23 protein-coding genes are annotated in these 25,814 nt (G+C 71.0%); 19 read left to right on the top strand and 4 right to left on the bottom strand.

The features are described 5' to 3' along the window. Positions 1-97 precede the first annotated feature (97 nt). Positions 98-1,402: an MFS transporter gene (locus tag ACWD4G_RS16525; protein ID WP_451293815.1), complete on the bottom strand. Its 1,305-nt coding sequence runs from the start codon at positions 1,400-1,402 to the stop codon at positions 98-100. A 273-nt stretch (positions 1,403-1,675) separates the two neighbouring features. On the opposite strand from ACWD4G_RS16525, the gene ACWD4G_RS16520 reads away from it, so the two are divergent. Both ACWD4G_RS16520 and ACWD4G_RS16515 read left to right on the top strand, forming a co-directional pair. Then, complete coding sequence (locus tag ACWD4G_RS16520; protein ID WP_451293813.1) at positions 1,676-2,182, top strand: MarR family winged helix-turn-helix transcriptional regulator; 507 nt, start codon at positions 1,676-1,678, stop codon at positions 2,180-2,182. 165 nt (positions 2,183-2,347) lie between these two features. Beyond that, a complete protein-coding gene (locus ACWD4G_RS16515) occupies positions 2,348-4,753 on the top strand; it encodes a SpoIIE family protein phosphatase (protein WP_451293811.1) in 2,406 nt (801 codons plus the stop codon). Between the two features lie 51 nt (positions 4,754-4,804). On the opposite strand, the gene ACWD4G_RS16510 is transcribed toward ACWD4G_RS16515, so the two are convergent. Beyond that, positions 4,805-6,130 (bottom strand): MFS transporter, encoded by a 1,326-nt coding sequence (locus ACWD4G_RS16510; RefSeq protein ID WP_451293809.1) that lies wholly within the window; start codon positions 6,128-6,130, stop codon positions 4,805-4,807. A gap of 173 nt (positions 6,131-6,303) precedes the next feature. Here ACWD4G_RS16510 and ACWD4G_RS16505 point away from each other — a divergent pair, with 173 nt between their 5' ends. Further along, entirely contained in the window at positions 6,304-6,933 is a 630-nt protein-coding gene (locus ACWD4G_RS16505) for a helix-turn-helix domain-containing protein (protein WP_451293807.1), read from the top strand. A gap of 70 nt (positions 6,934-7,003) precedes the next feature. On the opposite strand, the gene ACWD4G_RS16500 is transcribed toward ACWD4G_RS16505, so the two are convergent. Then, positions 7,004-7,810, bottom strand: coding sequence for an IclR family transcriptional regulator (locus ACWD4G_RS16500; RefSeq protein WP_451293805.1), 807 nt, complete (start codon positions 7,808-7,810; stop codon positions 7,004-7,006). A gap of 205 nt (positions 7,811-8,015) precedes the next feature. Between ACWD4G_RS16500 and ACWD4G_RS16495 the strand changes: the two genes are divergently transcribed. From ACWD4G_RS16495 to dmpG, 13 genes are all read left to right on the top strand, one after another. Then, complete coding sequence (locus tag ACWD4G_RS16495; RefSeq protein WP_451293803.1) at positions 8,016-9,356, top strand: aromatic ring-hydroxylating dioxygenase subunit alpha; 1,341 nt, start codon at positions 8,016-8,018, stop codon at positions 9,354-9,356. After that, complete coding sequence (locus ACWD4G_RS16490) at positions 9,353-9,700, top strand: bifunctional 3-phenylpropionate/cinnamic acid dioxygenase ferredoxin subunit (RefSeq protein WP_451293801.1); 348 nt, start codon at positions 9,353-9,355, stop codon at positions 9,698-9,700. Before ACWD4G_RS16495 ends, ACWD4G_RS16490 begins: the two co-directional genes overlap by 4 nt. Further along, positions 9,697-10,917 (top strand): NAD(P)/FAD-dependent oxidoreductase, encoded by a 1,221-nt coding sequence (locus tag ACWD4G_RS16485; protein ID WP_451293799.1) that lies wholly within the window; start codon positions 9,697-9,699, stop codon positions 10,915-10,917. Before ACWD4G_RS16490 ends, ACWD4G_RS16485 begins: the two co-directional genes overlap by 4 nt. Before the next feature lie 232 nt (positions 10,918-11,149). Continuing rightward, the gene (locus ACWD4G_RS16480) at positions 11,150-11,701 is read left to right on the top strand and encodes a 3-phenylpropionate/cinnamic acid dioxygenase subunit beta (protein WP_451293797.1); all 552 of its coding nucleotides are present in this window, start codon (positions 11,150-11,152) and stop codon (positions 11,699-11,701) included. A 16-nt stretch (positions 11,702-11,717) separates the two neighbouring features. Continuing rightward, positions 11,718-12,584 carry an alpha/beta fold hydrolase gene (locus ACWD4G_RS16475; RefSeq protein WP_451293795.1) on the top strand — a complete coding sequence of 289 codons (867 nt, stop codon included), beginning with the start codon at positions 11,718-11,720 and terminating at the stop codon, positions 12,582-12,584. After that, positions 12,584-13,426 carry an SDR family NAD(P)-dependent oxidoreductase gene (locus tag ACWD4G_RS16470; RefSeq protein ID WP_451293794.1) on the top strand — a complete coding sequence of 281 codons (843 nt, stop codon included), beginning with the start codon at positions 12,584-12,586 and terminating at the stop codon, positions 13,424-13,426. The genes ACWD4G_RS16475 and ACWD4G_RS16470 overlap by 1 nt, the downstream gene beginning before the upstream one ends. A gap of 53 nt (positions 13,427-13,479) precedes the next feature. After that, positions 13,480-15,057 carry an acyl-CoA synthetase gene (locus ACWD4G_RS16465; RefSeq protein ID WP_451293792.1) on the top strand — a complete coding sequence of 526 codons (1,578 nt, stop codon included), beginning with the start codon at positions 13,480-13,482 and terminating at the stop codon, positions 15,055-15,057. A gap of 7 nt (positions 15,058-15,064) precedes the next feature. Further along, positions 15,065-15,526: a GNAT family N-acetyltransferase gene (locus tag ACWD4G_RS16460; protein WP_451293790.1), complete on the top strand. Its 462-nt coding sequence runs from the start codon at positions 15,065-15,067 to the stop codon at positions 15,524-15,526. Between the two features lie 301 nt (positions 15,527-15,827). Next, the gene (locus ACWD4G_RS16455) at positions 15,828-16,814 is read left to right on the top strand and encodes a zinc-binding dehydrogenase (RefSeq protein WP_451293788.1); all 987 of its coding nucleotides are present in this window, start codon (positions 15,828-15,830) and stop codon (positions 16,812-16,814) included. A gap of 81 nt (positions 16,815-16,895) precedes the next feature. Continuing rightward, a complete protein-coding gene (locus ACWD4G_RS16450; protein WP_451293786.1) occupies positions 16,896-17,834 on the top strand; it encodes a 3-carboxyethylcatechol 2,3-dioxygenase in 939 nt (312 codons plus the stop codon). Positions 17,835-17,893: 59 nt separating this feature from the next. Then, positions 17,894-18,706: a 2-keto-4-pentenoate hydratase gene (locus ACWD4G_RS16445; RefSeq protein ID WP_451293784.1), complete on the top strand. Its 813-nt coding sequence runs from the start codon at positions 17,894-17,896 to the stop codon at positions 18,704-18,706. Further along, entirely contained in the window at positions 18,703-19,677 is a 975-nt protein-coding gene (locus tag ACWD4G_RS16440) for an acetaldehyde dehydrogenase (acetylating) (protein WP_451293782.1), read from the top strand. Before ACWD4G_RS16445 ends, ACWD4G_RS16440 begins: the two co-directional genes overlap by 4 nt. After that, positions 19,674-20,711: a 4-hydroxy-2-oxovalerate aldolase gene (gene dmpG, locus ACWD4G_RS16435; protein WP_451293780.1), complete on the top strand. Its 1,038-nt coding sequence runs from the start codon at positions 19,674-19,676 to the stop codon at positions 20,709-20,711. Before ACWD4G_RS16440 ends, dmpG begins: the two co-directional genes overlap by 4 nt. A 105-nt stretch (positions 20,712-20,816) precedes the next feature. On the opposite strand, the gene ACWD4G_RS16430 is transcribed toward dmpG, so the two are convergent. Further along, a complete protein-coding gene (locus ACWD4G_RS16430) occupies positions 20,817-21,665 on the bottom strand; it encodes a DUF4394 domain-containing protein (RefSeq protein ID WP_451293930.1) in 849 nt (282 codons plus the stop codon). A gap of 369 nt (positions 21,666-22,034) precedes the next feature. On the opposite strand from ACWD4G_RS16430, the gene ACWD4G_RS16425 reads away from it, so the two are divergent. The 3 genes from ACWD4G_RS16425 (at position 22,035) to ACWD4G_RS16415 (ending at position 25,782) form a co-directional block, all read left to right on the top strand. Then, positions 22,035-23,285, top strand: a complete 1,251-nt coding sequence (locus ACWD4G_RS16425; protein ID WP_451293778.1) for a PucR family transcriptional regulator — start codon at positions 22,035-22,037, stop codon at positions 23,283-23,285. A gap of 31 nt (positions 23,286-23,316) precedes the next feature. Further along, positions 23,317-23,970 carry a phosphoribosylanthranilate isomerase gene (locus tag ACWD4G_RS16420; protein ID WP_451293776.1) on the top strand — a complete coding sequence of 218 codons (654 nt, stop codon included), beginning with the start codon at positions 23,317-23,319 and terminating at the stop codon, positions 23,968-23,970. Between the two features lie 273 nt (positions 23,971-24,243). Further along, a complete protein-coding gene (locus ACWD4G_RS16415) occupies positions 24,244-25,782 on the top strand; it encodes a cytochrome P450 (RefSeq protein WP_451293775.1) in 1,539 nt (512 codons plus the stop codon). Positions 25,783-25,814: the final 32 nt, after the last annotated feature.

Genomic DNA, 25,814 nt, shown 5'->3' with positions numbered 1-25,814 from the left:
GCGAGCAACCAAGTACAAAGCCGCACCCGCCGATCCACGGTTGGTGGCAGACGCGTCTGCGGCTTGTACGTGGCTGGTCGCGCAGTTCCCCGCGCCCCTAAAGGGCGCGGTGGTGGGCCGCACGCATGCCCACCGCCACGCCGGCGGCAGCCAGACCCAAGAGACCCACGGCACCGGCGAGGGTGCCCACCGCCGCCTCCCCCGCCAGCAGGATCAGCGGGCACACGAACTCCCCGCCGAAGAACGCGGCCATCCACAGGCCCGTCCCCCGGCCCCGGTCCTCGAAGGCCAGACGGGACATCGCGCTGGTGAGGAGGGCGGGCAGGAGCATGCCGGTGCCCACGCAGTTGATCACGGCGCCGACGATCAGCAGGGGGACGTTCGCCGCCACCGTCCCGGCCGCGAACATCACGCCGAAGCCGACCGCGCAGACCGCGAGGACGGCGGGCAGCATCGGGTCGGGGGCGCGCTTCAGCCGGGCGAAGGCGATGGCCCCGCCCACGGTCGCGGCGCTGGCGACGGCAGTGGCCAGACCGATCACACCGGGGTTCTCCACACCGAGATCGTCCAGGAGGTACGCCATCTCCACCGGCACGGTGTAGAAGACCATCGCCCCGAAGAAGGTGAGCGCGCAGATCCCGGCCAGCCGCCGGAAGGGGAAGGGCCGCTTGGCCTCCGGCGAGGACCCCGCCCCCGGCGAAGTGCCCGCTTCCGGCACGGCGGTGGCCGGCGTCTGCCCGGCCGGCGAACCCTCCGCGGACGCGGCCCGTGCCGTCGGGTCCGGCAGCGCGGTGGCCATCAGCGGAGCGAGCAGCAGGCTCACGGCGTACACCCAGAACGGCATCCGCCAACCCGCCGCGCCGACCGCACCGCCGAGCACGAAGAACGCGGTGGCCGACGCGGACGCGCACATGGTCTGCAGCGCGAGGTACCTCACCCGCCGGTGACCGGAGTAGTAGTCGGCGATCAGGGTCGTGCAGCACGTCATGATCGCGGCCTCGGTGACACCGACCAGCGCCCGGCTGGCGATGATCGCGCCGAGCGAGTCCAGCCAGAGCGGTGCCGTGCCGAACACGGCGTACAGCAGGGTCGTCACGATCAGCAGCCGCTTGCGGCCCAGCCGGTCCACGATCACCCCGGCGAACGGGGCCAGCAGCGCCAGGGAGAGGGCGGGGACGGTCAGCGCCAGCGGGACCAGGGCCTTGGCGCCGGGGGTCGACGCGAAGTAGTCCTGCATCTTCGGCAGCACCGGGGCGATCAGTACCGCGCCCAGGATCGGCAGACAGCTGCCCGCCATCAGCAGGGTCACCCGCAGCAGATGGGCCGGGCCCGAGACGGTGACGGCCGAGGGCGCTGTCTCGTCGGCCTCGGTGAGCGGCGGCGGGGGAACGGATGCGGGCATGGCGACTCCAGGGACGGGGACAGGAGCGGGCATGCCTCTCACGGGCGCCGACCTGGGGCGCCGACGACGTACGGCATGCCGTGGGGAACCCGCGTGGCGGCGGCTGAACCGGACAGCGGCGTGCGGGTAGGGACGACTATGGGCGGTGGGGAGCCCGGTCGCCATCCTCCGAGCGATCCGAATCGCGTATCCGGCTCATCCACGGGGTGGATGAGCTGCCTTCGCCCGAAGCTTTCGTTTGAATGTTCAATCGTGGCGGGCTATCCTGCGATCATGACCACTTCGCCACGCTGGCTCAACAGCGAGGAGCGGCGGGCCTGGCTGGCCTACGTCGACTTCTCCATGCTGCTGGCCGACCACCTCAACCGGCAGCTGCGCCGGGACTCCGGGGTGACGCACGCGGACTACGTACTGCTGGTCCATCTCTCCGCGGCACCCGGCCACACCTGGACCATGTCGGAGCTGGCGGAGCGGCTGAAGATCACCCGCAGTCGGCTCACCCATGCCGTGACCCGGCTCCAGGAGGCCGGCTACGTGGAGCGCCGGGAGGACCCGGACAACCGCCGCAACCAGCTCGCCTCCCTCAGCGACCAGGGGCGGGAACTGCTGGAGCGGGCGGCCCCCGGCCATGTCGAGGCCGTCCGCCGGGCCGTCTTCGATGTGCTGACCCCGGAGCAGGTGCGCCAGTTCGCGGAGATCGGCGAGGCGATCAGAGCCGCGCTGGAGCACGAGGACGCCACGGCCGACGGCGCCGAGACATTGCCATGGCGGCGGCGTTAGCGCACTGTGGGCCCGGCCGTCCCCTGTAGTCGTACGCGTCGCATGGGGTGCCCGGCGCACAATGGACCCCGACACTGGGACCCTGGAAGTCTGGCAGCGGTGCCGACGCGGTCGTGCCACGACCGCGTCGGTGGTGGGGTCCCGGTCTGGTGGAGAGAAGGAACGATGGGCGAGCACGGTGTCGCCTCGGCCGCGGTGGACGCGGGCGGGGTGGTCGTCGCCTGGAGCGCCGGTGCCCGCCGTCTGCTCGGACACGAGCCGGAGGAGGCGATCGGCCGCCGGGCCGCCGATCTGCTGGCCGTCGCCCTGCCGCTCTCGGCGGTGCGCTCCCTCGCCGAGCCCGCCGACTGGCACGGCACGGTCCACGCACGGCACCGGGACGGCCACCGCGTAGAACTGGAGCTGGAGGCGCACCCCCTGCTGGACGCGGTGGGGGAGACCCGGTGGTTCCTGACGGCGAGGGCCCCGCGGCCGGCCGTCCGGCTGCGCACCTGGGCCCTGGAACAGTTCCCCGTCCCGATGGCCCTCTTCGACCGGGACGGACTCGCGGTCTCCGCCAACTCCGCCATGGAAGTGGTCATGGGCCGACCGGAGCGGGAACTGCTCGGCCGCCGGGTCGGTGAGTCCGCCGACGGGCGGCGACGGCTCCCGGGTTTCGAAGGACTCGGCGAACAGGTGCTGCGCGTCCTGCGCACCGGCGAGACCGTACCGTTCGAGGCCTGGCTGCACGCGCCCGGCGAGACCCGTGAGCACGCCTGGCTGATCTCCCTCAGCCCGCTCAAGGACGACGAGGGCGACGTCCTCGGCGTCTGCCTGGCGGCGATGGACAGCACCGAGCAGTTCCTGGCCCGGCGCCGGCTGAGCATGCTCAACGAGTCCAGCGGCCGTATCGGCTCCACCCTGGACGTCACCCGCACCGCCGAGGAACTCGCCGAGGTGTGCACGGACCACTTCGCCGACTTCGCCATCGTCGACCTGCTGGACTCCGTACTCGCCGGCGAGGAGACACCCCCGGCCCCCGGCCCTCTCCTCTTCCACCGCACCGCCCAGCGCTCCGTCCTCGACGGCGTCCCCGAGGCCGTCATCGAGGTCGGCAACCGCCACACCTACGTCGAGGAGTCCACCCCCGGCCGCTCCCTGACCAGCGGTCGGGCCATGCTCTACGAGGCCGACGACGTCACCCGGCGCGGCTGGGCCATGGGCCTGCCGGAGCGGGCCCGCAGCATCGAGACCCATGGCATCCACTCGATGATGGCGGTGCCGCTGCGCGCCCGGGGCGTCACCCTCGGCCTGTCGATCCTGGCCCGCCACCGCAACCCCGAACCCTTCGGCGAGGACGACATGCTGCTCGCCGAGGAACTCGCCGCCCGCGCCGCCGTCTGCGTCGACAACGCCCGCCGCTACACCCGCGAACGCGCCATCGCCCTCGAACTGCAACGCAGCGTCCTGCGCCACCACCAGCCCCGACAGGCCGCCGTCGAGGTCGCCTCCCGCTACCGGCCCGCCTCCACCCGCGCCGGCGTCGGCGGCGACTGGTTCGACGTCATCCCCCTCTCCGGCGCCCGCGTCGCGCTCGTGGTCGGCGATGTCGTCGGCCACGGCGTCCAGGCCTCCGCCACCATGGGCCGCCTGCGCACCGCCGTACGCACCCTCGCCGATGTCGACCTCGCCCCGGACGAACTGCTCACCCGCCTCGACGACATCGTGCTCCGCCTCGACGACGAGACAGCCCCCGACGGCACCGAGGGCACCGAACGCCCCGACGACGGCCCGGAGAGCCCCGGCGAGATCGGCGCCACCTGCCTGTACGCCGTCTACGACCCGGTCTCGCGCCGCTGCTCCATGGCCGGGGCGGGCCATCCACCACCGGCGCTGGTCGCCCCCGACGGCGCCGTGTCCTTCCTCGACCTGCCGACCGGGCCACCGCTCGGCCTCGGTGGCCTGCCCTTCGAGACCGCCGAGTTCGAGGTGCCCGAGGGCAGTGTGCTCGCCCTTTACACCAACGGCCTCGTCCAGACCCCCGCCCGCGACATGGACGCCGGCCTCGCGGCACTGCGCCGGGCGCTCGCCGGACGGGACCGCACCCTGGAGGAGACCTGCGACGGAGTCCTCGCCGACCTGATCACCGACCGCCCCGCCGACGACGTCGCCCTCCTCCTGGCCCGCACCCACGCGCTCGACGCCGACCAGGTCGCCACCTGGGACGTGCCCGCCGACCCCGGCTTCGTCGCCCACGCCCGCAAACTGACCTGCGAGCAGCTCGCCGCCTGGCAGTTGGAGGACATCTCCTTCGTCACCGAACTCATCGTCAGCGAACTGGTCACCAACGCCATCCGCTACGGCGAACCCCCCATCCAACTCCGCCTGATCCGCGACACCACCCTGATCTGCGAAGTCTCCGACGCCAGCAGCACGGCCCCCCATATGCGCCGAGCCCGAGCCTTCGACGAGGGCGGCCGAGGCCTGCTCCTGGTCGCCCAGCTGACCCAACGGTGGGGCAGCCGCCACACGAGGACGGGCAAGACGATCTGGGCGGAACAGATCCTGCCGGAGGACGACGGGAAACGGTGACGGCGGGCCCTCGTTGCCGAGGGCCCGCCGATCACCTCCTCACCCCCCGGTTCAGATGTCGAACTCCTTCTCCTTGGTCTCCGGCAGCGCCAGCACACACATCAGGCTGACCAGACACAGCCCACCCGCATACGCCCCCAGCGCCAGCGGCGAAGCCCAGTGGCTGTTCAGCCACGTCGCGATCAGCGGGGCGAAACCACCGCCCAGCGTGTTGGCGAGGATGAACGTCGCCGAAGCCCCGGTGTACCGCAACCGCGCAGGGAACAGCTCCGGCAGAAACGCCGCGATCGGCGCGAACATCAGCGTGAAGAAGACCATCCCCACCGTGTACGCCCCGGCGATGACGAGCCCGTTGCGGGTGTTCAGCGCCCCGAACATCGGCAGCGCCCACACCACACACCCGATCGCACCGGTGAGGATGACCGGCCGCCGCCCCACCTTGTCGGCCAGCCGAGCCGCCGGCACCGTCGCGACGGCAGCGGCGGCGGCACCCACACTCGCCGCGGCCAGCATGGTGTTCTGCGCGATACCGAGCGCCTTCGGCCCGTACGACAGGCTGTAGACGACGGTCAGGTAGTACACCGACGAGCCACCGATACCGGCGCCGATGCCGAGCAGCAGCCGCCCCGGGTGCTCCTTGACCAGCGTGCCCAGCGGAAAACGCGGCCCGGCAGGCGCGGCCTTGCCCTCGCGCTGCGCGAACACCGGCGACTCGGTCACCCGGGTCCGCACCCAGAGCCCGATGACGATCAGCAGCGCGCTCAGCAGGAACGGCACCCGCCACGCCCCGTCGGCGAAGCCGTCCCGCCCGGCGATCGACAGGGTCGGCAGGATCACCGCGCTGGAGAGGAGGAAGCCCAGCAGCGGACCGGCCTGCGGGATGGAGGCGTACATCGCGCGGCGTCCCGGCGGCGCGTGCTCGGCGGCCAGCAGGACCGCGCCGCCCCACTCGCCGCCCATGCTGACGCCCTGGAGCAGCCGCAGCGTCACCAGCAGCGCGGGGGCGAGGAGCCCGGCGGTCTCGTACGTGGGAAGGAGGCCGACGCCGACCGTGGCCACGCCCATCAGGACCAGGGAGATGACGAGGGCACGCTTGCGGCCCAGCCGGTCGCCGATCGTGCCGAACAGGACGACACCGATCGGCCGGGCCAGGAACGCCGCCGCGAAGGTGAGGAAGGCCGCCAGCGTCTGCAGGGTCGCGTTGCCGGAGGGGAAGAAGGCCGGGCCGAGGACGAGGGCGGCGGCGGTGCCGTATACGGCGAAGTCGTAGTACTCGACGGTGGTGCCGATGAGACTCGCTACGGCGACCCGGGACACCGTGCGCCGGTCTCCCTGACCGGTCTCGGGGCGTCTGAGCGACTGGACGGATTCGGACATGGAGCGGCTCTCTTCCGGTTTCACCTGTGGTGTCGGATGGCGGTGATCCACACCACAGCGGGGACTTGGTGCCCAGAAAGGTGGCGTCTGACCGAAAGTCGCGCACGCCGTCGTGCCGTCCTCCGGCACGGGGCCGGGGTCGCCGCTCGCGGACCTGCCCCTACAGTGGTGGCGTGTCCTCAGGAAATTCCGTGGTGGCGCGCAATGTGCGCCTTCTCAGAGAGCAGCGTGGTCTGTCGCTGGCCGAACTGGCCCGGCAGGCCGGACTGGCCAAACAGACCCTGTCCAACCTGGAGCAGGGCACGGGCAATCCCACGGTGGACACCCTGTTCTCCATCGCGACCGCGCTCGGCGTTCCGGTGACCCGGCTCGTGGCGGAGCGCGAACAGGTCATGACCGTGCAGCGGGGCGACGAGGTCGTCTGGAACCGGCACGACGGCTACGAGTCCCGTGAACTGGACCATGTCTATGGTTCGGGTGTCATCGAGAACTACATCGTGCGCATCGCGGGCAAGGGCCAGGACGGCCGGGACGGGCCGAGCCCCGTCAGACCGACCGAGCCGCATCCGGTCGGCACCCTGGAGCATCTGTACGTCATCAGCGGCCATGTGCGCGTCGGCCCGGCCGACACCCCGGTCGAGTTGTCGGCCGGCGACTTCGTCCGCTATCCCGGCGACCGCCCGCACATCTATGAGTCGCTGGACGGCGAGAGCGTCGTGCACATCGTTGTCAGTGTGCCGAGGGTGCAGCCGGGAACCGGCGGTATCAGCCCCGCGCGCACCCATGGGAGTGGCCGGCACTGAGGGTCCTGGGCGCGGCGGGGATCGGGAGCGGGCCCGGCCGAGGGCCCGGCTCGGAGGCGGCCACAGGCTCTCAGGCGTCGAGGAGGCCGCCGACGCCCGCGGGGACCGTCTGGCGGGCCCGGGCCGCGTGGATCGCGCGGCCCGCCTCGAAGGCCACGCGGCGCAGGGCCGGGGCGTAGCGGGCGGGGTCGAAACGGCGGTCGGCGCCCGCGATGGACAGCGCCGCCACGGGACGCCCGGCGGGCCCCATGACCGGCACGGCGACACAGGTCAGCCCGAGCACGGCCTCCTGGCGGTCGTACGCGATGCCGTCCTTGCGGATGCGGCGCAGATCGGCGCGGAAGCGCTCCGGGTCGGCGAGGGTGTACTCGGTGCGCGCGGGCAGCCCGGCGGTGATGGCGGCCTCGGCGGCGTCGTGGTCGAAGGCGAGCAGGGCCTTGCCGACGCCCGTGCAGTAGGCGGGCAGCCGGGCGCCGATCCGGGAGGGCGAGCGGGCCGCGCGGTGACCGTGCAGCTTGTTGACGTAGACGATGTGCGTGCCGTGCAGGACGGCCAAGTGAACGGTTTCGTGGGTCAGTTCGTACAAGTCGGCGAGATGGGGAAGCAGTCGCTCCTGGAGCAGTGGGGTGGTCGTGCCGTAGGCGCGGCTGCCGATGTCGAAGAGCCTGGCACCGAGCCGGTAGTCGCTGCCGACCCGGTCGACCAGGTCGTTGCGGTGCAGGATGCCCAGCAGTCGGAACGTCGTCGACTTGCTCATCCGGGTGCGGCGGGCCAGTTCGCTGACGCCGATCTCCCCGTCCAGCTCGGCGAGGGACTTCAGCAGGACGAGGGCCTTGTCGACGGCGGTCTGCTGTTCCTGCGCGGTGTTGAGAGGCATGGCGGGCTCCGATGGCGATCACGACGACCATGGTCATCCGGGCGACCAATGAAATGGACGCACGTCCAATGTAGGTGACTGATGTCCGGCTTGTAAACGGGGAGGACAAGCGCGCGTACGCGAAGCGGCACCCCCGTTCCGGGGCCGTTCCACATCCCGGCACAACGGCTGGTCAGGGTGGAGTGCGGCGGCATCTCCTGTGGCCATGGAGCGACACCACACCGGGCACCTGCCGCCGTCCGTGGACGTAGGCGGCTACTTCGACCTGGACCATGGCCTCATCGACCGGACGATCTTCAGCGACCCCGGCCTCTACCGGCAGGAGCTGCGCCGGATCTTCGCGCCGAGCTGGTTGTTCCTCGCCCATGAGAGCCAGTTCGCGAAGCCCGGCGACTTCTTCACCACCTACATGGGTGAGGACCCGGTGATCGTCACCCTGGGCCGCGACCGGAAACTGCGTGCCTTCCTCAACGCCTGCCGCCACCGGGGCATGCGCGTCTGCCGCGCCGACGCCGGCGCCACCAAGGCGTTCACCTGCAGCTACCACGGCTGGGCGTACGACACCTCCGGCAAGCTCATCAACGTGCCCAACGGCGAGGACTACCCCGCCCACTTCGACCAGGACGAATGGGGCCTCATCGAGGTCGCCCAACTCGACACCTACAAGGGGCTGGTCTTCGCCACCTGGAACCCCGAGGCACCGCCGCTGCGCGAGGCGCTCGGCGGGCTCGGCTGGTACCTGGACGCCATGCTGGACCGCGACCCGGAGGGCACCGAGGTCGTCGGCGGGGTCCACAAGTGGGTCCTGGAGGGCAACTGGAAGCTCGCCGCCGAGCAGTTCGCCTCCGACTGGTACCACGTCAACATCTCGCACGCCTCCGCGCTGATGGTCATGTCACCCACCGGCAAGGGCCCCAAGTCGGAGATCGTGCAGACCCCCGGACGCCAGTACTCCGACTCCCTCGGCCACGGCCATGGCTTCCCCACCCACCCCAAGAGCCGCTTCGACGACCGGATCGTCCACGACTGGTACGACTACGAGGCGCTGCGCGACCGGCTCGGCGACGCACGCGTCGAGGGACCCATGACCACCGGCCACGGCACGGTCTTCCCCAACTTCTCGTACCTCCCCGTCAACGGCTCCATCCGCGTCTGGCACCCCAAGGGCCCCGACAGGATGGAGGTCTGGGCCTGGACCCTCGTCGACAAGTCCATGCCGGACGAGGTCAGGGACGCCCAACGCATCTACAACCTGCGGACGTTCGGACCCACCGGCATCTTCGAGCAGGACGACGGCGAGAACTGGTCGGAGGTCCAGGCCACCGCCCACGGCTTCGTCGCCGGCTCCATGACCCTCAACTACCAGATGGGCCTGGGCCTCGAAGCCGAGGACGGCATCCACCCCGGCACCACCGGCCGCCTCTACAGCGACGGCGCCGCCCGAGGCTTCTACGCCCGCTGGCGCGACCTGATGAACACCCCCGCCTGGCACGAGAAGAACCGGGAGCGGGGCCCGGAGACCGACAGCGAGAAGGACACCCCATGAGCACCACCAGCACCGGCATCCGCGTCGCCGACGAGGGCGACATCGAGGAGGGCGAGGCGCTCAAGGTGTCCGCCGACGACACCGGCCACGCCGACGCCATCGCCGTCTTCCACGACTCGGGCTCCTACTACGCCCTCGACGACACCTGCTCCCACGGCCAGGCCTCCCTCTCCGAGGGCTGGATCGAGGACGGCGAGGTCGAGTGCCCCCTGCACAGCGCCCGCTTCTGCCTCAAGTCCGGCGAACCGCAGTGCATGCCCGCCACCGTCGCCGCCCGCACCCATCGCGTCGAGGTCCGCGACGGCGGCATCTGGCTGCACCCCGGGGAAGAGGCCACCGCATGACCACCCCCCGCCGTATCGCCCTCGTCGGCGCCGGCCTCGCCGCCCTCTCCACCTGCGACACCCTCCGCGCCCAGGGCTACGACGGCCAACTCGTCCTGTACTCCGCCGAGTCGGGGCTCCCCTACGACCGGCCCCCGCTCAGCAAGGACGTCCTGCTCGGCAAGGCCCGCCGCGAGGACGTGCTGCTGCGGCCCGAGCGGTGGTTCGAGGACCAGCGGGTGTCGCTCCGCGAGGGAACGCCGGTCCGGGCGATCCGCCCGGACGAGGGGGGACTCGAACTGGGCGACGGCACGGTGGAGTCGGCCGACCGCGTCGTCCTCGCCACCGGTGGCACCCCCCGCGCCCTGCCCGTACCCGGCGGCGACGACCGGGCCGTACACCTCCTGCGGACCTGGGAGGACGCCGAGCGGCTGCGCGAGCGACTGCTGCCGGGAGCCAGGGTGGCCGTCGTCGGGGCCGGGCTGATCGGCGCCGAGACCGCCGCCGTCGCCCACGCCCTGGGCTGCCGGGTCACCCTGATCGACCCCGTCCCCGTACCGCTGGCGGCCGTCGTCGGCGAGGACATCGCCGGCGCGCTGCATCTGCGGCACTCCGCCGAGGGGATCGGCGTCATCACCGCCGGGGTCGAGCGGATCGAACGCCTGGCGGACGGACCCGGAGTGCTGGTCCATCTCACCGGGGGCGCGGGGCCGTTGGCCGTCGACACCGTGGTGGCGGGCATCGGCATCCGGCCCGCCACGGAGTTGGCCGAGACCGCCGGGCTCACCGTGGACAACGGGGTCGTGGTGGGGGAGGGGCAGCGGTCCTCCCACCCCCATGTCTTCGCCGTCGGCGATGTGGCCCGACGGGACGGGCACCGGGTGCGGCACGAGCACTGGGAGGCCGCGCAACGGGACGGTGAGGCCGCCGCGTACGGCGTACTCGGGCGGCCGGCGCCGGAGTTCGGGGCGTCGTGGTTCTGGTCCGATCGGCACGGGGCGCGGTTGGAGGCGGTGGGGACGATGGCGGACGCCGAGCGGGTCGTGGTGCGGGGTGACCTGGACTCCGGGGCGTTCACCGTGTTCGGGCTGTGTGACGGGAGGGTGGTGGCTGCCGCCGGGATCGATCGGGGGCGGGACATCAAGGTGGCGCGGCGGATGGTGGACCGGGGGGTTGTGGTCGACGTCGAGCGTCTGGCCGACGCGGGGGTCGATTTGCGCAAGCTGCTCGGGCGCTGACCGTTGCCGCGCTCTTGGCTGCGCCACCGCTTGCGCGACAGGGGCAGCCACCTGATGTATTCGGGCGGGTGCGGGTGGTTTGTGGCTGGTCGCGCAGTTCCCCGCGCCCCTAAAGGGGCTCGGCCCCGGTCGAACGTGTCCCTGTGCCATCCACCGGCACACGTGCTCCCTGAAACGAAACTCTCCGCGCTGGAATGACTGCACCGAGCGCGGTCCGCTGGAGGAAAGATCCATGAGTACCCATCCGCCGGAGACGATCGCAACGGTCGTCGACCAGGACATGCGGCTGCACTTCGAGGTGCAGCGGCTGTACGCCGTCGAGGCGCGGTTGCTCGATCAGCATCGGTATGCCGACTGGCTGGAGCTGTTCGCCGAGGATCTGCACTACTGGGCGCCGGTGCGGAGCAACCGGCTGCGGCGGCAGCAGGCGCTCGCCGACGGTTCGCCCGGTGAGGTGGCGATCTTCGACGAGACCAAGGCGAGCCTCGCCTGGCGCATCCGCCGGTTCGACTCGGGGATGGCCTGGGCCGAGGACCCGCCGTCCCGTACCCGGCATCTGATCAGCAACGTCCTTGTCTGGGAAGGCGATACGGACGGTGAGTACATCGCCGAGTCCGCCTTCCTCTGCTACCGCAACCGGCTGGAGCGCGAGGTCGACATCTACGCCGGCGGCCGCAGTGACGTACTGCGCCGCACCGAGGAGGGCGGGCTGCTGATCGCCCGCCGCACCATCCTCCTCGACCAGAACGTCCTGCTCGCCAAGAACATCAGCACCTTTCTGTAGGAACCGGAGCCCGCTCGTGACCAGTGAAGAGACCACAGAGGTGAAGCTCGTCGAGCACACCGTGCAGACCACCCTCGGGCCGATCGCGGTCAGCGAGGCGGGGGACGGGCCGGTGCTGGTGATGCTGCACGGCGGCGGGCCCGGTGCGAGTGCCGTCGCCAACTACCGCCAGAACCTGGCCGCCCTCACCCCGCACTTCCGGGTCGTCCTGCCCGACCAGCCCGGCTTCGGCGGCAGTTACCGGCCCACCGAGGCCGACCTCGACGCCCGCAGCATCACCGAGATCACCGTCGACGCGCTCATCCAGACCCTGGACGCCCTCGGTATCGAACGGTTCCATCTGCTGGGCAACAGCCTCGGCGGGGCCGCCGCCATCGCGACCGCGCTCGAAGTCCCGGACCGCGTCGAGAAGTTGGTGCTCATGGCCCCCGGCGGCGGCTGGCTCCCCTTCGGGCCGACGCCCACCGAGGGACAGAAGGCGATGTTCCGCTACTACAACGGCGAAGGCCCCACGGTGAAGAAGATGCGGGACTTCATCCGTGTTATGACCGCCGAACCGGGGCGCTGGGAGGACACCGTTCAGGCCCGCTACGAGGCCTCCCTCGACGAGTCCCACATCGCCTTCTACCACGCCTACAACGCGGCCTTCGCCAAGCGCCACGGCATGGACCCGCTCTGGCAGCGCGTCCACCGGATCAAGGCGCCCACCCTGCTGCTGTGGGGGCGTGACGACCGTACGATCACCCTCGACGGCGCCCAGCTCATGCTGAAGCAGATCCGCGACGTCCAGTTGCATGTGTTCGGAGGCTGCGGGCACTGGGTGCAGCTGGAGCGGCAGGCCGAGTTCGAGCGGCTGGTCGCCGACTTCCTCGGGGTCCGGTGATGGCCGGCTGGCTTCAGGGCGATGTCGCCCTGATCACCGGCGGCGGCTCCGGCATCGGCCGCGCGGTCGCCCTGCGGTATCTGGCCGAGGGCGCGAGTGTCGCCGTCATGGGCCGGAAGATCGAACAGCTCCAGGAGGTCGTCGAAGCCGCCGGGGAGGCGGGGGAGCGGGTGCTGACCGTCCCCGGTGACGTGCGCTCCCCGGACGATCTGCACCGGGCCGTCGAGGCCACCGTGGAGCGGTTCGGGAAACTGGACATCCTTGTCCCGAACGCAGGAATCTGGGACTACCACCGCAGCGTCACCCGGCTCACCGGCAAGGAGCTGTCCGAGACCTTCGACGAACTGTTCGGCATCAACGTCAAGGGCTATGTCCTCGCCGTGGAGGCCGCCTGGCGCGAGCTGGTCGCCACCTGCGGAAGCATCGTCATGACCCTCTCCAACGCCTCCTTCCACACCGACGGCGGCGGTTCCCTCTACACCGCCAGCAAACACGCCTGCCTCGGTCTGCTCCGCCAGTTCGCCTACGAACTCGCCCCGAAGGTCCGCGTCAACGGCGTCGCCGTCGGCGGTATGCGCACCAAACTCAGCGGTCCCGAGACCCTGGGCCTGCAGAACCGCACCCTGGAAGCCTCCTTCGCCAAGAACGAGGCGTCCGGCACCAAGAGCCCCCCGCTCATCCCCCTGTACGACTCCAGCGTGGAGCCGGAGGATTTCACCGGCCCCTACGTCCTGCTCGCCTCCCGCGCCAACAGCGGCACCGTCACCGGGGCGGTCCTCCCCGCCGACGGCGGTATCGCCGTACGCGGCTTCCGTTCCGCCGCCGGCGGCACCGATCTGTAGTAGACAAACCACGCTCCGCATTCCGTACGACAGCCATAGAAGGAGCCGCCGCCATGGCCGCCGTCGACATCAGCCCCGCAGCCGCACTGCACAGAAGGGCCCAATACCCCACGCCCACCGCCGTCGTCTACGAGGGCCGTGAGCACTCCGCCGCACAGCTCAGCCGCACCGCGATCGAGCTGGCCGCCGGACTCGCCGAGCAGGGGCTGCGCCGCGGCGACCGGATCGCCTACCTCGGCTTCAACAGCGTCACCTTCCTCCAGACGCTGTTCGCCGCCTCCCACCTCGGGGCCGTCTTCGTCCCGGTCAACTTCCGGCTCGCCCCCGACGAGGTACGCCACATCCTCGTCGACAGCGGCGCCCACACCCTGGTCGTCGAGGAGGGCCACCGCGAGACCGTCGAGTCCGTCCTCGACGCCGTCCCGGCCCGCCGCCACCTCCTCATCGACACCGACCCCGCCTGCCCGGCCACCGAGACCCCGGCGCCCGTATGGACCCCGCTCTCACGGCTCCTCGGCGACCACCGCCCCACCCGCGAGCCCGTACGACTCCACGACGACGACCTCGCCGCCCTGATGTACACCTCGGGCACCACGGGCCGCCCCAAGGGCGTCATGCTCACCCACGGCAACCTGTGGTGGAACGCCGTCAATGTCGACAGCATGGTCGACACCCGCTCCGACGACGTGAACCTCGCCGTCGCCCCCCTCTTCCACATCGGCGGCCTCAACGCCCTCACCCTGCGCACCCTGGTGCGCGGCGGCACGGTGATCCTCCGCCGGGCCTTCGACCCCGCCGCGTTCCTCGACGACCTCGTCCGGCACCGGGTGACGTCCTTCTTCGCCGTCCCCGCCATGTGCGCCGCCGTCGCCCGCGTACCCGGTTTCGCCGAGGCCGACCTGAGCGCCCTGCGCTCCGCCGTCGTCGCCGGCGCCCCCGTACCGCCCCAGCTGATCAAGGACTACGCCGAGCACGGCATCCTCCTCCAGCAGGCCTGGGGCCTCACCGAGACGGCACCCTTCGCCACCCACCTCCCGGCCCCCCTCACCCTGGACAAGGTGGGTTCGGCCGGCGCCCCCATGCCCTACACCGAGGTCTGCCTCACCCATCCCGGCACCGGCGCCCGCATCGACGAGCCCGACACCCGGGGCGAGATCTGCGTACGCGGCCCCAATGTCACCCCCGGCTACTGGAACAACCCCGACGCGACCGCCGCAGCCTTCGACGACGCCGGCTGGTTCCACACCGGCGACATCGCCCACCGCGACAAGGACGGCTTCTACTACATCGTCGACCGCCTCAAAGACATGATCATCAGCGGTGGCGAGAACATCTACCCCGCCGAGGTCGAACGCGTCCTCGCCGCCTGCCCCGGAGTCCTGGAGGCCGCCGTCATCGGCGTCCCCGACCCCAAGTGGGGCGAGACCGTCCTCGCCGTCCTCACCTGCGCCCCCGGCAGGACCCTCACCCTGGAGGAGGTCCGCGAGTACGCCGGCGGCCATCTGGCCCGCTACAAACTCCCCACCCGCCTGATGGTCGTCCCCGAACTCCCCCGCAACGCCAGCGGCAAACTCGCCAAGGCGGAGCTGCGCCGCATGGCGGAGACCGAACCGGCCACGGACACGGTGTGAGCCGACCGTGATCACGCCGCTGGTCGTACCACCACCGCCCACCCCGGCCCTCGGCCCCGACTGGACCCTGCGCCCCCTGGCCACCGAGGAGCACGCCGTCCACGCGTACGCCGTCACCCCGGGCAGCGGCGGCACGCCGTTCCAGCTACGCCTGTACCGAGTCCAGCACCATCCGCTGCGGGGCTGTTATCCCTACGGCGCCCACGACATCGCGGTGGAGCTGGCGTCGGCCGACGCCCCCGACCTGCTGACCGCCCTGGTCCCGGCACTGTTCACCGCCGACCCGCTCTGCCGCAGAGTGGTGGCGGCACCGGCGGAGGAGGACACGAAGGCGCAGGAGGTCTTCGAGAGGGGCGGCTTCAGAAGGGTGACGGAGGCGGACCTGCCACACGGCAGCGTGGTCCTGTTCACAGCGGAGCCACACTGGCTGGCAGACCTCCCGACGGCATTGGACGACATGCCCCACTGAACGCCCGTTCCACCCCCACCATCACGGCCGACGGCCAGGTACCAGAACCTGCCCGTCGGCCGTGGTCGTGCTTCTCTGACTCCGGGAGGGGCTTTTAGGGGCGCGGGGCTGTGTTGAATTTGCGGCTACCGCCGCCTGGGCGCGACCAGCCACAAACAACCCGCAGCCGCCACACAAACATCGCGCGGCACCCCCTGGGGCGAAGGGGGGCCTGGGGCACAGCCCCAGAAACAGGGGCCACACGTGCTGCCCAGTGGCACGATCACTAGGGCCCACACCAGAACCCGGCGAAATTAGTACCGTGCTTGCCGCAATCGCCATCTCCCAGAGCGCGACCGACCCCCTCTCCGGCCTGGTCCTGCGCGACGTCCCGCAGCCCGAACCCCGACCCGGCTGGTCCAGGGTCCGGGTCGTGGCGTCCTCCCTGAACATGCACGACCTGTGGACCCTCCGCGGTGTCGGCCACCCGCCCGAGCGGCTGCCCATCACCCTCGGCTGTGACGCCGCCGGCTACGACGAGGACGGCAACGAGGTCATCGTCCACCCGGTGCTGGGCGACCCGGACGCCGGCCGAGGCGACGAGACGCTGGACCCGAACCGCGCTCTGCTGTCGGAGCAGCACGACGGGTCGTTCGCCGAGTGGCTGATCGTGCCGACCCGCAATCTGGTGCCCAAGCCCGCGTGGCTGTCGTTCGACGAGGCGGCCTGTCTGCCGGTGGCGTGGACGACGGCGTACCGGATGCTGTTCACGCAGGCCCGGATCACCGCCGGTGACCGGGTGCTGGTGCAGGGTGCCGGTGGTGGTGTCGCCTCCGCCGCGATCAAGCTGGCGGTGGCGGCGGGTGCCGTCGTGTACGCGACCAGCCGGAGCGAGGACAAGCGGGCCGAGGCCGTGAGCTGGGGTGCCCGGGCGGCCGTACCGACCGGGGAGCGGTTGCCCGAGAAGGTCGACGTGGTGATCGAGACGGTGGGGGAGGCGACCTGGTCGCACTCGCTGAAGTGCCTGCGGCCCGGCGGCGCGGTCGTGATCGCCGGGGCCACCAGCGGCGCCAACCCGCCCGCCGACCTCGGCCGGATCTTCTACCTCCAGCAGCGCATCCTCGGCTCCACCGGCTGCACCCGAGCCGAACTGGTCGGGATGCTTCGGATGATGGACGCGACCGGTGTCCGCCCGGTGATCGACCGGACCCTGCCGCTCACGGAGATCCACAAGGGCTTCCAGCTGATGATCGACGGCGGTCTCACCGGAAAGCTCGTCATCCACCCGTCGGATGCCGGCCCCCAGTAGCCCGGACCCCGGCCCCCGGCCCCGCCTCAGGCCAATCCACAGCGCAGTACTCAGCGCAGTCCACTGCAGTAAGGAACCCCCATGCCCGCAGCAGCCGTCGGGTTGTCCCACTCGCCGCTCATCGGCAAGAACGACCCGGAACCGGAGGTCCTGGCCCGCGTCGACGCGGCCGTCGAGACCGCGCGGAGCTTCATCCGCGCCTATGACCCGGACCTGGTCGTGCTCTACGCGCCCGACCACTACAACGGCTTCTTCTACAAGGAGATGCCGCCGTTCTGCCTGGCCACCGAGGCGCACGCGGTCGGTGACTTCGGTACGACGGCCGGACCGCTGTCGGTGGACACGGCCGCCGCCAAGGCGCTGGCCCAGGGCACGCTCGACCGGGGCATCGACCTCACCGTCTCCGCCCGGATGACCGTCGACCATGGCTTCGCCCAGCCGCTGGAGGTCCTCTTCGGCGGCATCGACGAAGTGCCCGTCGTCCCGGTCTTCGTCAACGGTGTGGCCACGCCGCTCTGTCCGGTCAGCCGCATCAGGGCGCTCGGCACGGCGATCGGGCAGGCCGCCGCCGAACTCGACCGCCGGGTGCTGTTCCTCGCCTCCGGCGGCCTCTCCCACGACCCGCCCGTACCGGTCCTGGAGGGGGCCCCGCCCCGTGTCGCCGACGCCCTCATCGAAGGGCACCCGCCGACCCCCGAGCAGCGGGCCAAGGGCGAGCAGCGGGTCGTCCGGGCGGGCCGCGACTACGCCGCCGGATCGTCCGCGATGATCCCCATCAACCCCGAGTGGGACAACCGGCTCCTCGACCACCTCCAGCACGGCGAACTCACCGAGTTCGACCACTGGACCGTGGACGGCATGGCCAAGGAGGGCGGCGGCTCCGCCCATGAGGTCCGTGCCTGGATCGCCGCGTTCGCCTCGCTCGCCGCCACCGGACCGTACGAGATGACGTCCCGTTTCTACGAGGCCATCCCCGCCTGGATCGCCGGGTTCGCGGTGGCCACGGCCGAGGGACGGTGACCGGTATGGCAGACACATCCGACACATCCGATGACGCACAGGCCGTAACAGGAACAGGTATGCCCCACACATCAGTTGACGCCGAGGCCGTGGCCGGAGCCGTCGCCCGGATCGTCACCGCCCTGGACGAGCGGCGGCCCGTGGCACCCGTACGGGATCTGCTGGGCGAGCACGACATCGCCGCCGCCTACGCCGTACAGCGGGAGCTGACCCGTCGCCGTCTGGACGCGGGCGCGGTGGTCGTCGGCCGCAAGATCGGCCTCACCTCCCCGGCCGTACAGAAGCAACTCGGCGTCGACCAGCCCGACTTCGGGGTGCTCTTCGCCGACATGGATGTCTCCGGCGAGCGTGAGGTGCCCTCCGGCAGGCTGCTCCAGCCGAAGGCGGAGGCCGAGATCGCCTTCGTACTGAAGGAGGACCTGGCGGAGGGCGATCTCGGTCCGGAGCAGGTGCGGGCTGCCGTGGACTACGCCGTCGCCGCGCTGGAGATCGTCGACAGCCGGATCGCCGACTGGGACATCTCCCTCACCGACACCGTCGCCGACAACGCCTCCAGCGGCCTCTTCGTCCTCGCCGAACGCGGGCTCGGTCTCGACGAGTTCGAGCCCCGCGAGGCCACGATGCGGTTGTACGTCGGCGATCAGCTGGTCTCGTCGGGCAATGGCGCGGCCTGTCTCGGTGATCCGCTGGGCGCGCTGGCCTGGCTGGCCCGTACGGCACGGGAGTACGGCGAGCCGCTGCGCGCGGGCCAGGTGATCCTCTCCGGCGCGCTCGGCCCCATGGTCCCCACCCCGCCCGGCACCCGTGTCCGCGCCGAGATCAGCTCGCTCGGCGAGGTCACGGCCACGTTCTCCGAAAGAGATGACGCATGACTTCCCCCAAGACCGAGGCCAGGACCAAGGTCGCCATCATCGGGTCGGGGAACATCGGCACCGACCTGATGATCAAGATCCTGCGCCTGTCGGACACCCTGGAGTGCGCCGCGATGGTCGGTATCGACCCGGAGTCCGACGGGCTCGCCCGCGCCGCCCGGCTCAAGGTACCCACCACCCATGAGGGCGTCGAGGGGCTGATCGCCCTGCCGCACTTCGACGACATCGACATCGTCTTCGACGCCACCTCCGCCAAGGCCCATGTCGCCAACGCCCGCAGGCTGGCGCCGTACGGCAAGAAGCTGATCGATCTCACGCCGGCCGCCATCGGCCCGTTCGTGGTGCCGCCGGTCAACCTCGACGACCATCTCGACGCGGGGGCCGCCAACCTCAACATGGTCACCTGCGGAGGCCAGGCCACGATCCCCATGGTCGCGGCCGTGTCGGCGGTGACCGAGGTGCACTACGCGGAGATCGTGGCGTCCATCGCGTCGAAGTCGGCCGGGCCCGGTACCCGCGCCAACATCGACGAGTTCACCGAGACCACCGCCCACGCCATCGAGACCGTCGGCGGCGCCGCGCGCGGCAAGGCGATCATCATCCTCAACCCCGCCGAGCCCCCGTTGATCATGCGGGACACCGTCTTCTGCCTCACCGGAGACGTCGACGAGGACGCCGTACGCGCCTCGGTGAAGGAGATGGCCGAGCGGGTCGCCCAGTATGTGCCGGGCTATCGGCTCAAGCAGGAGGTGCAGTTCGCGCCCGTCGCCGACGACGAGCCCGTGCACACCCTCGTGCCGGACGGCGCCGGGCCGGTGACCACCCGGATCTCGGTGTTCCTCGAAGTCGAGGGCGCCGCCCACTACCTGCCGGCCTACGCCGGAAACCTCGACATCATGACCTCGGCCGCCCTGCGCGTCGCCGAGTCGATCGCCCGACGCAGCACGGCCCCCGCGGAGGTGACCCGATGACCGACACCAGCGAGAACGTCGGCCGGACCCTGTACATCCAGGACGTCACCCTCCGGGACGGTATGCACGCCATCCGGCACCGCATCGACCCCGCCGACGTGGCCCGGATCGCGGCGGCGCTGGACGCGGCCGGTGTGGACGCCATCGAGGTGGCCCACGGGGACGGGCTGGCGGGTGGTTCGCTGAACTACGGTCCCGGCAGCCACACCGACTGGGAGTGGATCGAGGCCGCGGCGGACGCCGTGAGCGACGCCGTCCTCACCACGCTCCTGCTGCCCGGCATCGGCACCATCGCCGAGCTGGAACACGCCTACAAGCTGGGCGTCCGCTCGGTGCGCGTCGCCACGCACTGCACCGAGGCCGACATCGCCGCCCAGCACATCGCCAAGGCCCGCGAACTCGGCATGGACGTCGCCGGGTTCCTGATGATGAGCCATATGGCCCCGCCCGCCGAACTCGCCGCCCAGGCACGGCTGATGGAGTCGTACGGCGCTACTTGCGTGTACATCACCGACTCCGGCGGCCGGCTCACCATGGACGACGTACGCGACCGGGTGCGCGCCTACCGCGAGGTGCTCGACCCGGCGACCGGGATCGGCATCCACGCGCACGAGAACCTCTCCCTGTCGGTGGCCAACAGTGTCGTCGCCGTGGAGGAGGGGGTGACTCGTGTCGACGCCTCCCTCGCGGGGCAGGGCGCCGGCGCCGGGAACTGCCCGATCGAGGCGTTCGTCGCCGTCGCGGATCTGCGGGAGTGGAAGCACGGCTGCGATCTGTTCGCCCTCCAGGACGCCGCCGACGATCTGGTCCGCCCGCTCCGCGACCGCCCGGTGCAGGTCGACCGGGAGACGCTGACCCTCGGCTACGGAGGTGTGTACTCGTCGTTCCTGCGGCACGCGGAGATCGCCGCCGGGCGCTACGGCGTCGACGCCCGCACCCTGCTGCTGGAGGTCGGCCGCCGTGGTCTGGTCGGCGGCCAGGAGGACATGATCGTGGACATCGCCCTGGACCTCGTGGCGAGCCGCGAGTCGTGACCTCGCCGCGGGCCGGGTGTCGTGCGCCTTGCCGCGGGCCGGATCTCGCCGCGCGCCGGGTATGAGCGACCCGGCCGCGGCGAGATGGCGCTGTGCGGGAGGGGATCAGTAGCCGGTCAGCGAGATGGCGAGGTCCGTGATGTTCAGCGGGAACTGGGAGTCCGCCGCGGCGGGGGTGACCAGGGTCGCCTCGCCGGTGAAGAGGTTGACGCTGTAGAGCGACGGCAGACTGGCGCCGTACGGGGTGAGCGTGGCGAAGGCGGTGTTCGAGACCGTCTTGCCGTTGCTCAGGGTGGAGAAGATGTCCATGCCGGAGTTCACACCGGTGTCGATGCCGAGGTTCCCGGTCGCGGCGAGCGTGCCGTTGTTCGCCGGGGACTGGATGACCACCTGGTCGCTGGTGGTGTTGATGTCGAAGAGCGTCGTCGCGGTGGCCGAGTTGAGGTCGTTGTTCGTGTACGCGGCGGCGCTGACGCCCTTGGTGGTGCCCTCGATCGGCGGGGTCGTGAGGTTCAGGTCCTGGATGGTCGTGTGGTCGTTCAGGTTGTGCCGCAGGTTCTGGCCGTTGTCGCTGATCACCCGCAGCCGGTCGGCCGCCGGGTTGAAGTCGACACCGAAGTTCGCCCCGTTCAGCGTGTACTGGAGCTGGGACACCTTGGTGACCACGACGTCCTGGGTGCCCGTCGGGATCTTGATCGTGTAGATGCCGCCCTTGTTGCCCACGCCGTACATCAGGCCGTCCTGCACCCGGAAGTCGATACCGATCAGGGCCGTGTCGCCGCTGAGACCGGTGATGAGCCGGACCCAGTTGAGCACCTTGGGCTGGTCGGTCAGGAACGTGGCCATCAGGGTGCCGTCACCGGTGATCCCGAAGGCACGAAGGCTGGGGGTGGCGGCGGGCGCGGCCGAGGCGGAGCCCGGGACGCTCACCATGAGCGCCGTCGACGTGGCCATGACCGCGAGCGCCGCCGCGATTCTCTTTCTCATGCCTGCTTTCATCGGTATTTCCCTCCCGTTTCGGCGCACGCCGCCGAGTGGCGTGCGGATGAGAAATAGATGTACCCAGCCCGTACCGACTGCCGAAAATCGTGCCGGAATGATTGCCGCGGTGTTCCCCCACCGGGCGGGTACATGGCTCCCATTAAGCCCACTTCACTCCTCCTCCACAAGCGGAACCGGTGGCGGAAACGCCCCGATCCGGGAATTTTGCGCACAGTGACAAAAGTGTCGGCGACACGCTCTCCAGGGCTTTGTGAGAAGTGATGAACGGCGTCCGGATTTCGTCTGTGCACCTGTTCGGGCCGAATGGCATGCTCACCGCACATGGGGAGCCTCTTCGCCGAACTGGCCCTCCGGGCGACGACCAACGCCCGCAGGGAGGTCGAGACGTATGTACGGGAGATTCCGGAGTTCGGAGTCCTGAACGCGAATCCGCGCGCCATGGCTCAGATGCTGGAGTACGCGGTGTGGTTCCGCCGTCGTACCGTCGAACTGTCGCCGGACAACGGTGAGTTGAGGGCCGATGACCTGAGCTACATCTCCTCGATGGGAGAGCTGCGCGCCGGGGCGGGAATGTCGCTCGGCGCACGACAACGGGTCCTGCGGCTGCACACCGCGCTGATGCTGCGCGAGATCAACGAGGCCACCGACGCCCAGCGCGGCGGCGGCGTCGACGAACTGATGCGGATGATGACCTGGTTCGCCCCGCAGGGCGAGCGCGGCATCGGCGCCTACAGTCAGGGATTCGTGACGGTACTGCGGCGGCGGCTGCCGTATGCCGAGCAGGTCGCCCTGCTGGCCCGCTCATTGCTCACCGGGGATTCCATGGCCACCGAACTGGCCGCCGTGGTGGACATGGAAGTGTCCGACTATTACGCGGTCACCGTGATCCGGGTCCCGGACCTTCCGGCCCTCGCCGATCCCGTCCTGGAAAACGAGATCGAGACCCTGGTGAAAACCCACCGGATACCCGTGACCTGGTCCCCGGAAAACGGTTACGAGAGCGGCGAACTGGTGGTCCTGGTACCCCGTCCGTCCGGCGCGGAGAAAGCCGTGCCCGACCTATTGTCGGACCCTTCCGAATCCCCGGCCCCGCTCCCCGGCGGGCCCGATTTATCCATACTCGTACAGGATTTCGCCCAAGCTCTCGCCCGCCCCTGCGCCATCGGCACCGCCACCGCGCCCCTCTCCGACCTCACCGACGCCCTCGAACGCGCCCGCCGGGTCAGCCGAGCCGCCCCGCTGAGCCGGCCGTCCGCCCGATTGCGGGCGCACACCGTGGCGGACGTCTTCGTCGAACTCGCCGTCGCGGACGTCCCCTTCGTCGACGACTGGCTCCGCACGGTGGCCCACCGCCTGGAGGACGGCCCCGACCTCCTCCTCACCCTCGACGTCTACTACCGCCACGACATGCACCGAGGCACCGCCGCCACGGCCCTCAACGTCCACACCCGCACCCTCGACTACCGCCTGCGCCGCGTACGCGAGCTGACCGGCATCGACCCCGGCTCGACGCACGGCGTACGCGTCCTGAGCGCGGTCGTGGCCCGCAGGCTCTCGGGAGCATGGAAATGAGAGCGGGCCGCGATATCGCGTCGGGCCCTTCATGAGGCACGCTGTGTCGGTGAGCGATTCCCATGACTCTCCTTTCGACGACTCCCTCTTCGTCAAGATCTGCGGTCTGAAGACCGAGCGTGACGTGGACACGGCGGTGGAGGCGGGCGCCGACGCCATCGGCTTCGTCTTCTCGGCCAGCCCCCGCCGTATCGACGCCGACACGGCCGCCCGGCTGTGCGACCGGGTCCCGGAGCACGTCCTCACCGTCGGCGTCTTCCGCAACGAGTCCCTGGCCGACGTACGGTCCTTCGCCACCGACTCCGGCATCCGGGCCGTCCAACTGCACGGACCGGAGGACCACGCCTACTACGCCGACCTCGCGGCCGACGGCTGGACCCTGATCCGGGCCGCCGCCTTCGGTGACACCGTGCCGCGCTGCGGGGAGTACGGCGAGGACATGCTGCTGCTGGACGCGCCCGTCCCGGGATCGGGCATGGCCTGGGACTGGTCCAGCAAGCCGGTGGTCGGCCCCGACGAGAAGTGGATACTGGCCGGCGGCCTCTCCCCGGAGAACGTGAGGGACGCCGTCGCCGCCACCCGGCCCTGGGGCGTCGACGTGTCCAGCGGAGTGGAACTCAGCCGGGGCGTCAAGGACCCGGCCCTGATCGCGGAGTTCGTGAAGCGGGCACGCGCCGGAGACTGAGCCCCGCCACGGTCGGCGGCAGCGGAATCCCGTCGACCGGGACGGGCCGCCCGCCGCGTTTCGCCGTCGCCCCCCTCGGGCCGAGTCGGCCGATACCGAACGGCAACACCCCGAGGACACGGAGATCCGCGCCCACCGCCCCAGCTGAACACAACTTCATCACTAGTGACACCCGACGATTCACCCCCACGTGTGACCTGGGGTAGGGTCCCCAGCGTTTCCGGCTACCGACCGAAGGGGGGTCGGTACGGGGAGTGTCGGAGGGCGGCAGGCATGGCAGTGGAATCCCGGTGGGGCGAGAGCGGGTCCGTGAACGCGGACGGCACACGGTTGGAGTCGCTGACCCCCGAACCGCTGCTGACCCGGGACTACGAGACGCGCCCCTCCCTCGTCTACGAACGCCTGCGGCAACGGCACGGCGCGGTCGCCCCGGTGGACCTGCTCGGCGTACCCGCCTGGCTGGTCCTCGGCTACCGCGAGGCACTGCAGGTCCTCCAGGACGACGAGGGCTGGCCCAAGGGCCTGGAGAACTGGCGGGCCCGCACCGAGGGCAGGGTCCCCGCCGACTGGCCGCTCGGCCCCTCCCTGGAGGTCAACCACATCCTGATCCAGGGCGGACCCGCCTATCCCGAGCTGCGCATGGCCTGGGACGCCGCGCTCAAGCCCTTCCAGGACCCGCGCCACGCCCAGGCGAAACGGCTCAAGGCCGCCGTCACCGCGTACGCCGACGATCTGATCACCCTGGTCGGACAGGCCGGAGGCACCGGACTCGCGGACCTGTCCGCCCAGTTCTCCCGCCCCCTGCCGCTGATGGTGGCCAGCCATCTCCTCGGCTTCCCCGGCTCCCAGGGCGACGACGCGCTGATGGACATGTGGCGCGTCCTCGACGCCGGCCCGGACGCGGAACCCGCCCTCGACCGGCTGCTCGCCGCGCTCACCGACCTCGCGCGGCAGAAGATGAAGAACCCCGCCGACGACTTCCCCTCCCACCTCCTCGCCGCCCACCCCGGGCTCACCCTCGACGAGCTGGCCCGTGAGCTGTTCATGCTGCTCGGCATGACCTCCGACCACGTCGGCATCCTCATCTCCAACACCGTCGTCGAAGTCCTCTCCGGCGAGGGCAGTGTGCGTGCCAGCCTGTCCGCCGGGATGGTCCGGGAGACCATGAACCGGGTCGTCATGCGCAAGCCGCCGCTGGTGAACTTCGTGCCGCGCTTCGCCGCCGAGGACACCCGGCTCGGCGACTACACGATCCACAAGGGCGACCCCGTCTGGGTCTCCTCCGCCGCCGCCCACGCCGACCCGCTCTTCGCCGACCACGTCGCCACCGGCACCACCACGGTCAGCACCCGCGCCCACCTCTCCTGGGGCGCGGGCCGCCGCCAGTGCCCGGCCCGCGAACTGGCCTCCACGGTCGCCGCGGTCGGGGTCGACCGCCTCTTCGAACGCTTCTCCCACCTCGACCTGGCCCTGCCCGTCGACCAACTCCCCTGGCGCTCCTCGCCGTTCATGCGAGGCCTGCGGTCGCTGCCGGTGCGCTACGAACTGGCCGCGAGACCCGAGGGGTTGGCACCGGGGACGGATGCGGTCGTGCCGGGGGTGTCGGGAACGTCGGTGGATTCGGCTGCGGAGACCGAGCCGGGAGCGGGCCCGGGGACGGGAGCCGAAACCGGGCCAGGAGCGGAGTCCGGGCCGGGGACGGGAGCGGGTTCGGCGGCGGGGTCGGCCGAGGTGGTGACGCCGGACGCGTCCGCACGCCAACGCTCGTCGCTGTGGCGCTATTTGACGGGGCTGATCCGAACCGGGCGTTGACCCCGCCCCCGGGGACCGTTCAGCCGCGTGGC

The organism is Streptomyces sp. NPDC002643 (assembly GCF_053592555.1).
Note: the sequence above shows the minus strand (reverse complement) of the source record. Positions and strands in the feature narration are given on the sequence as shown.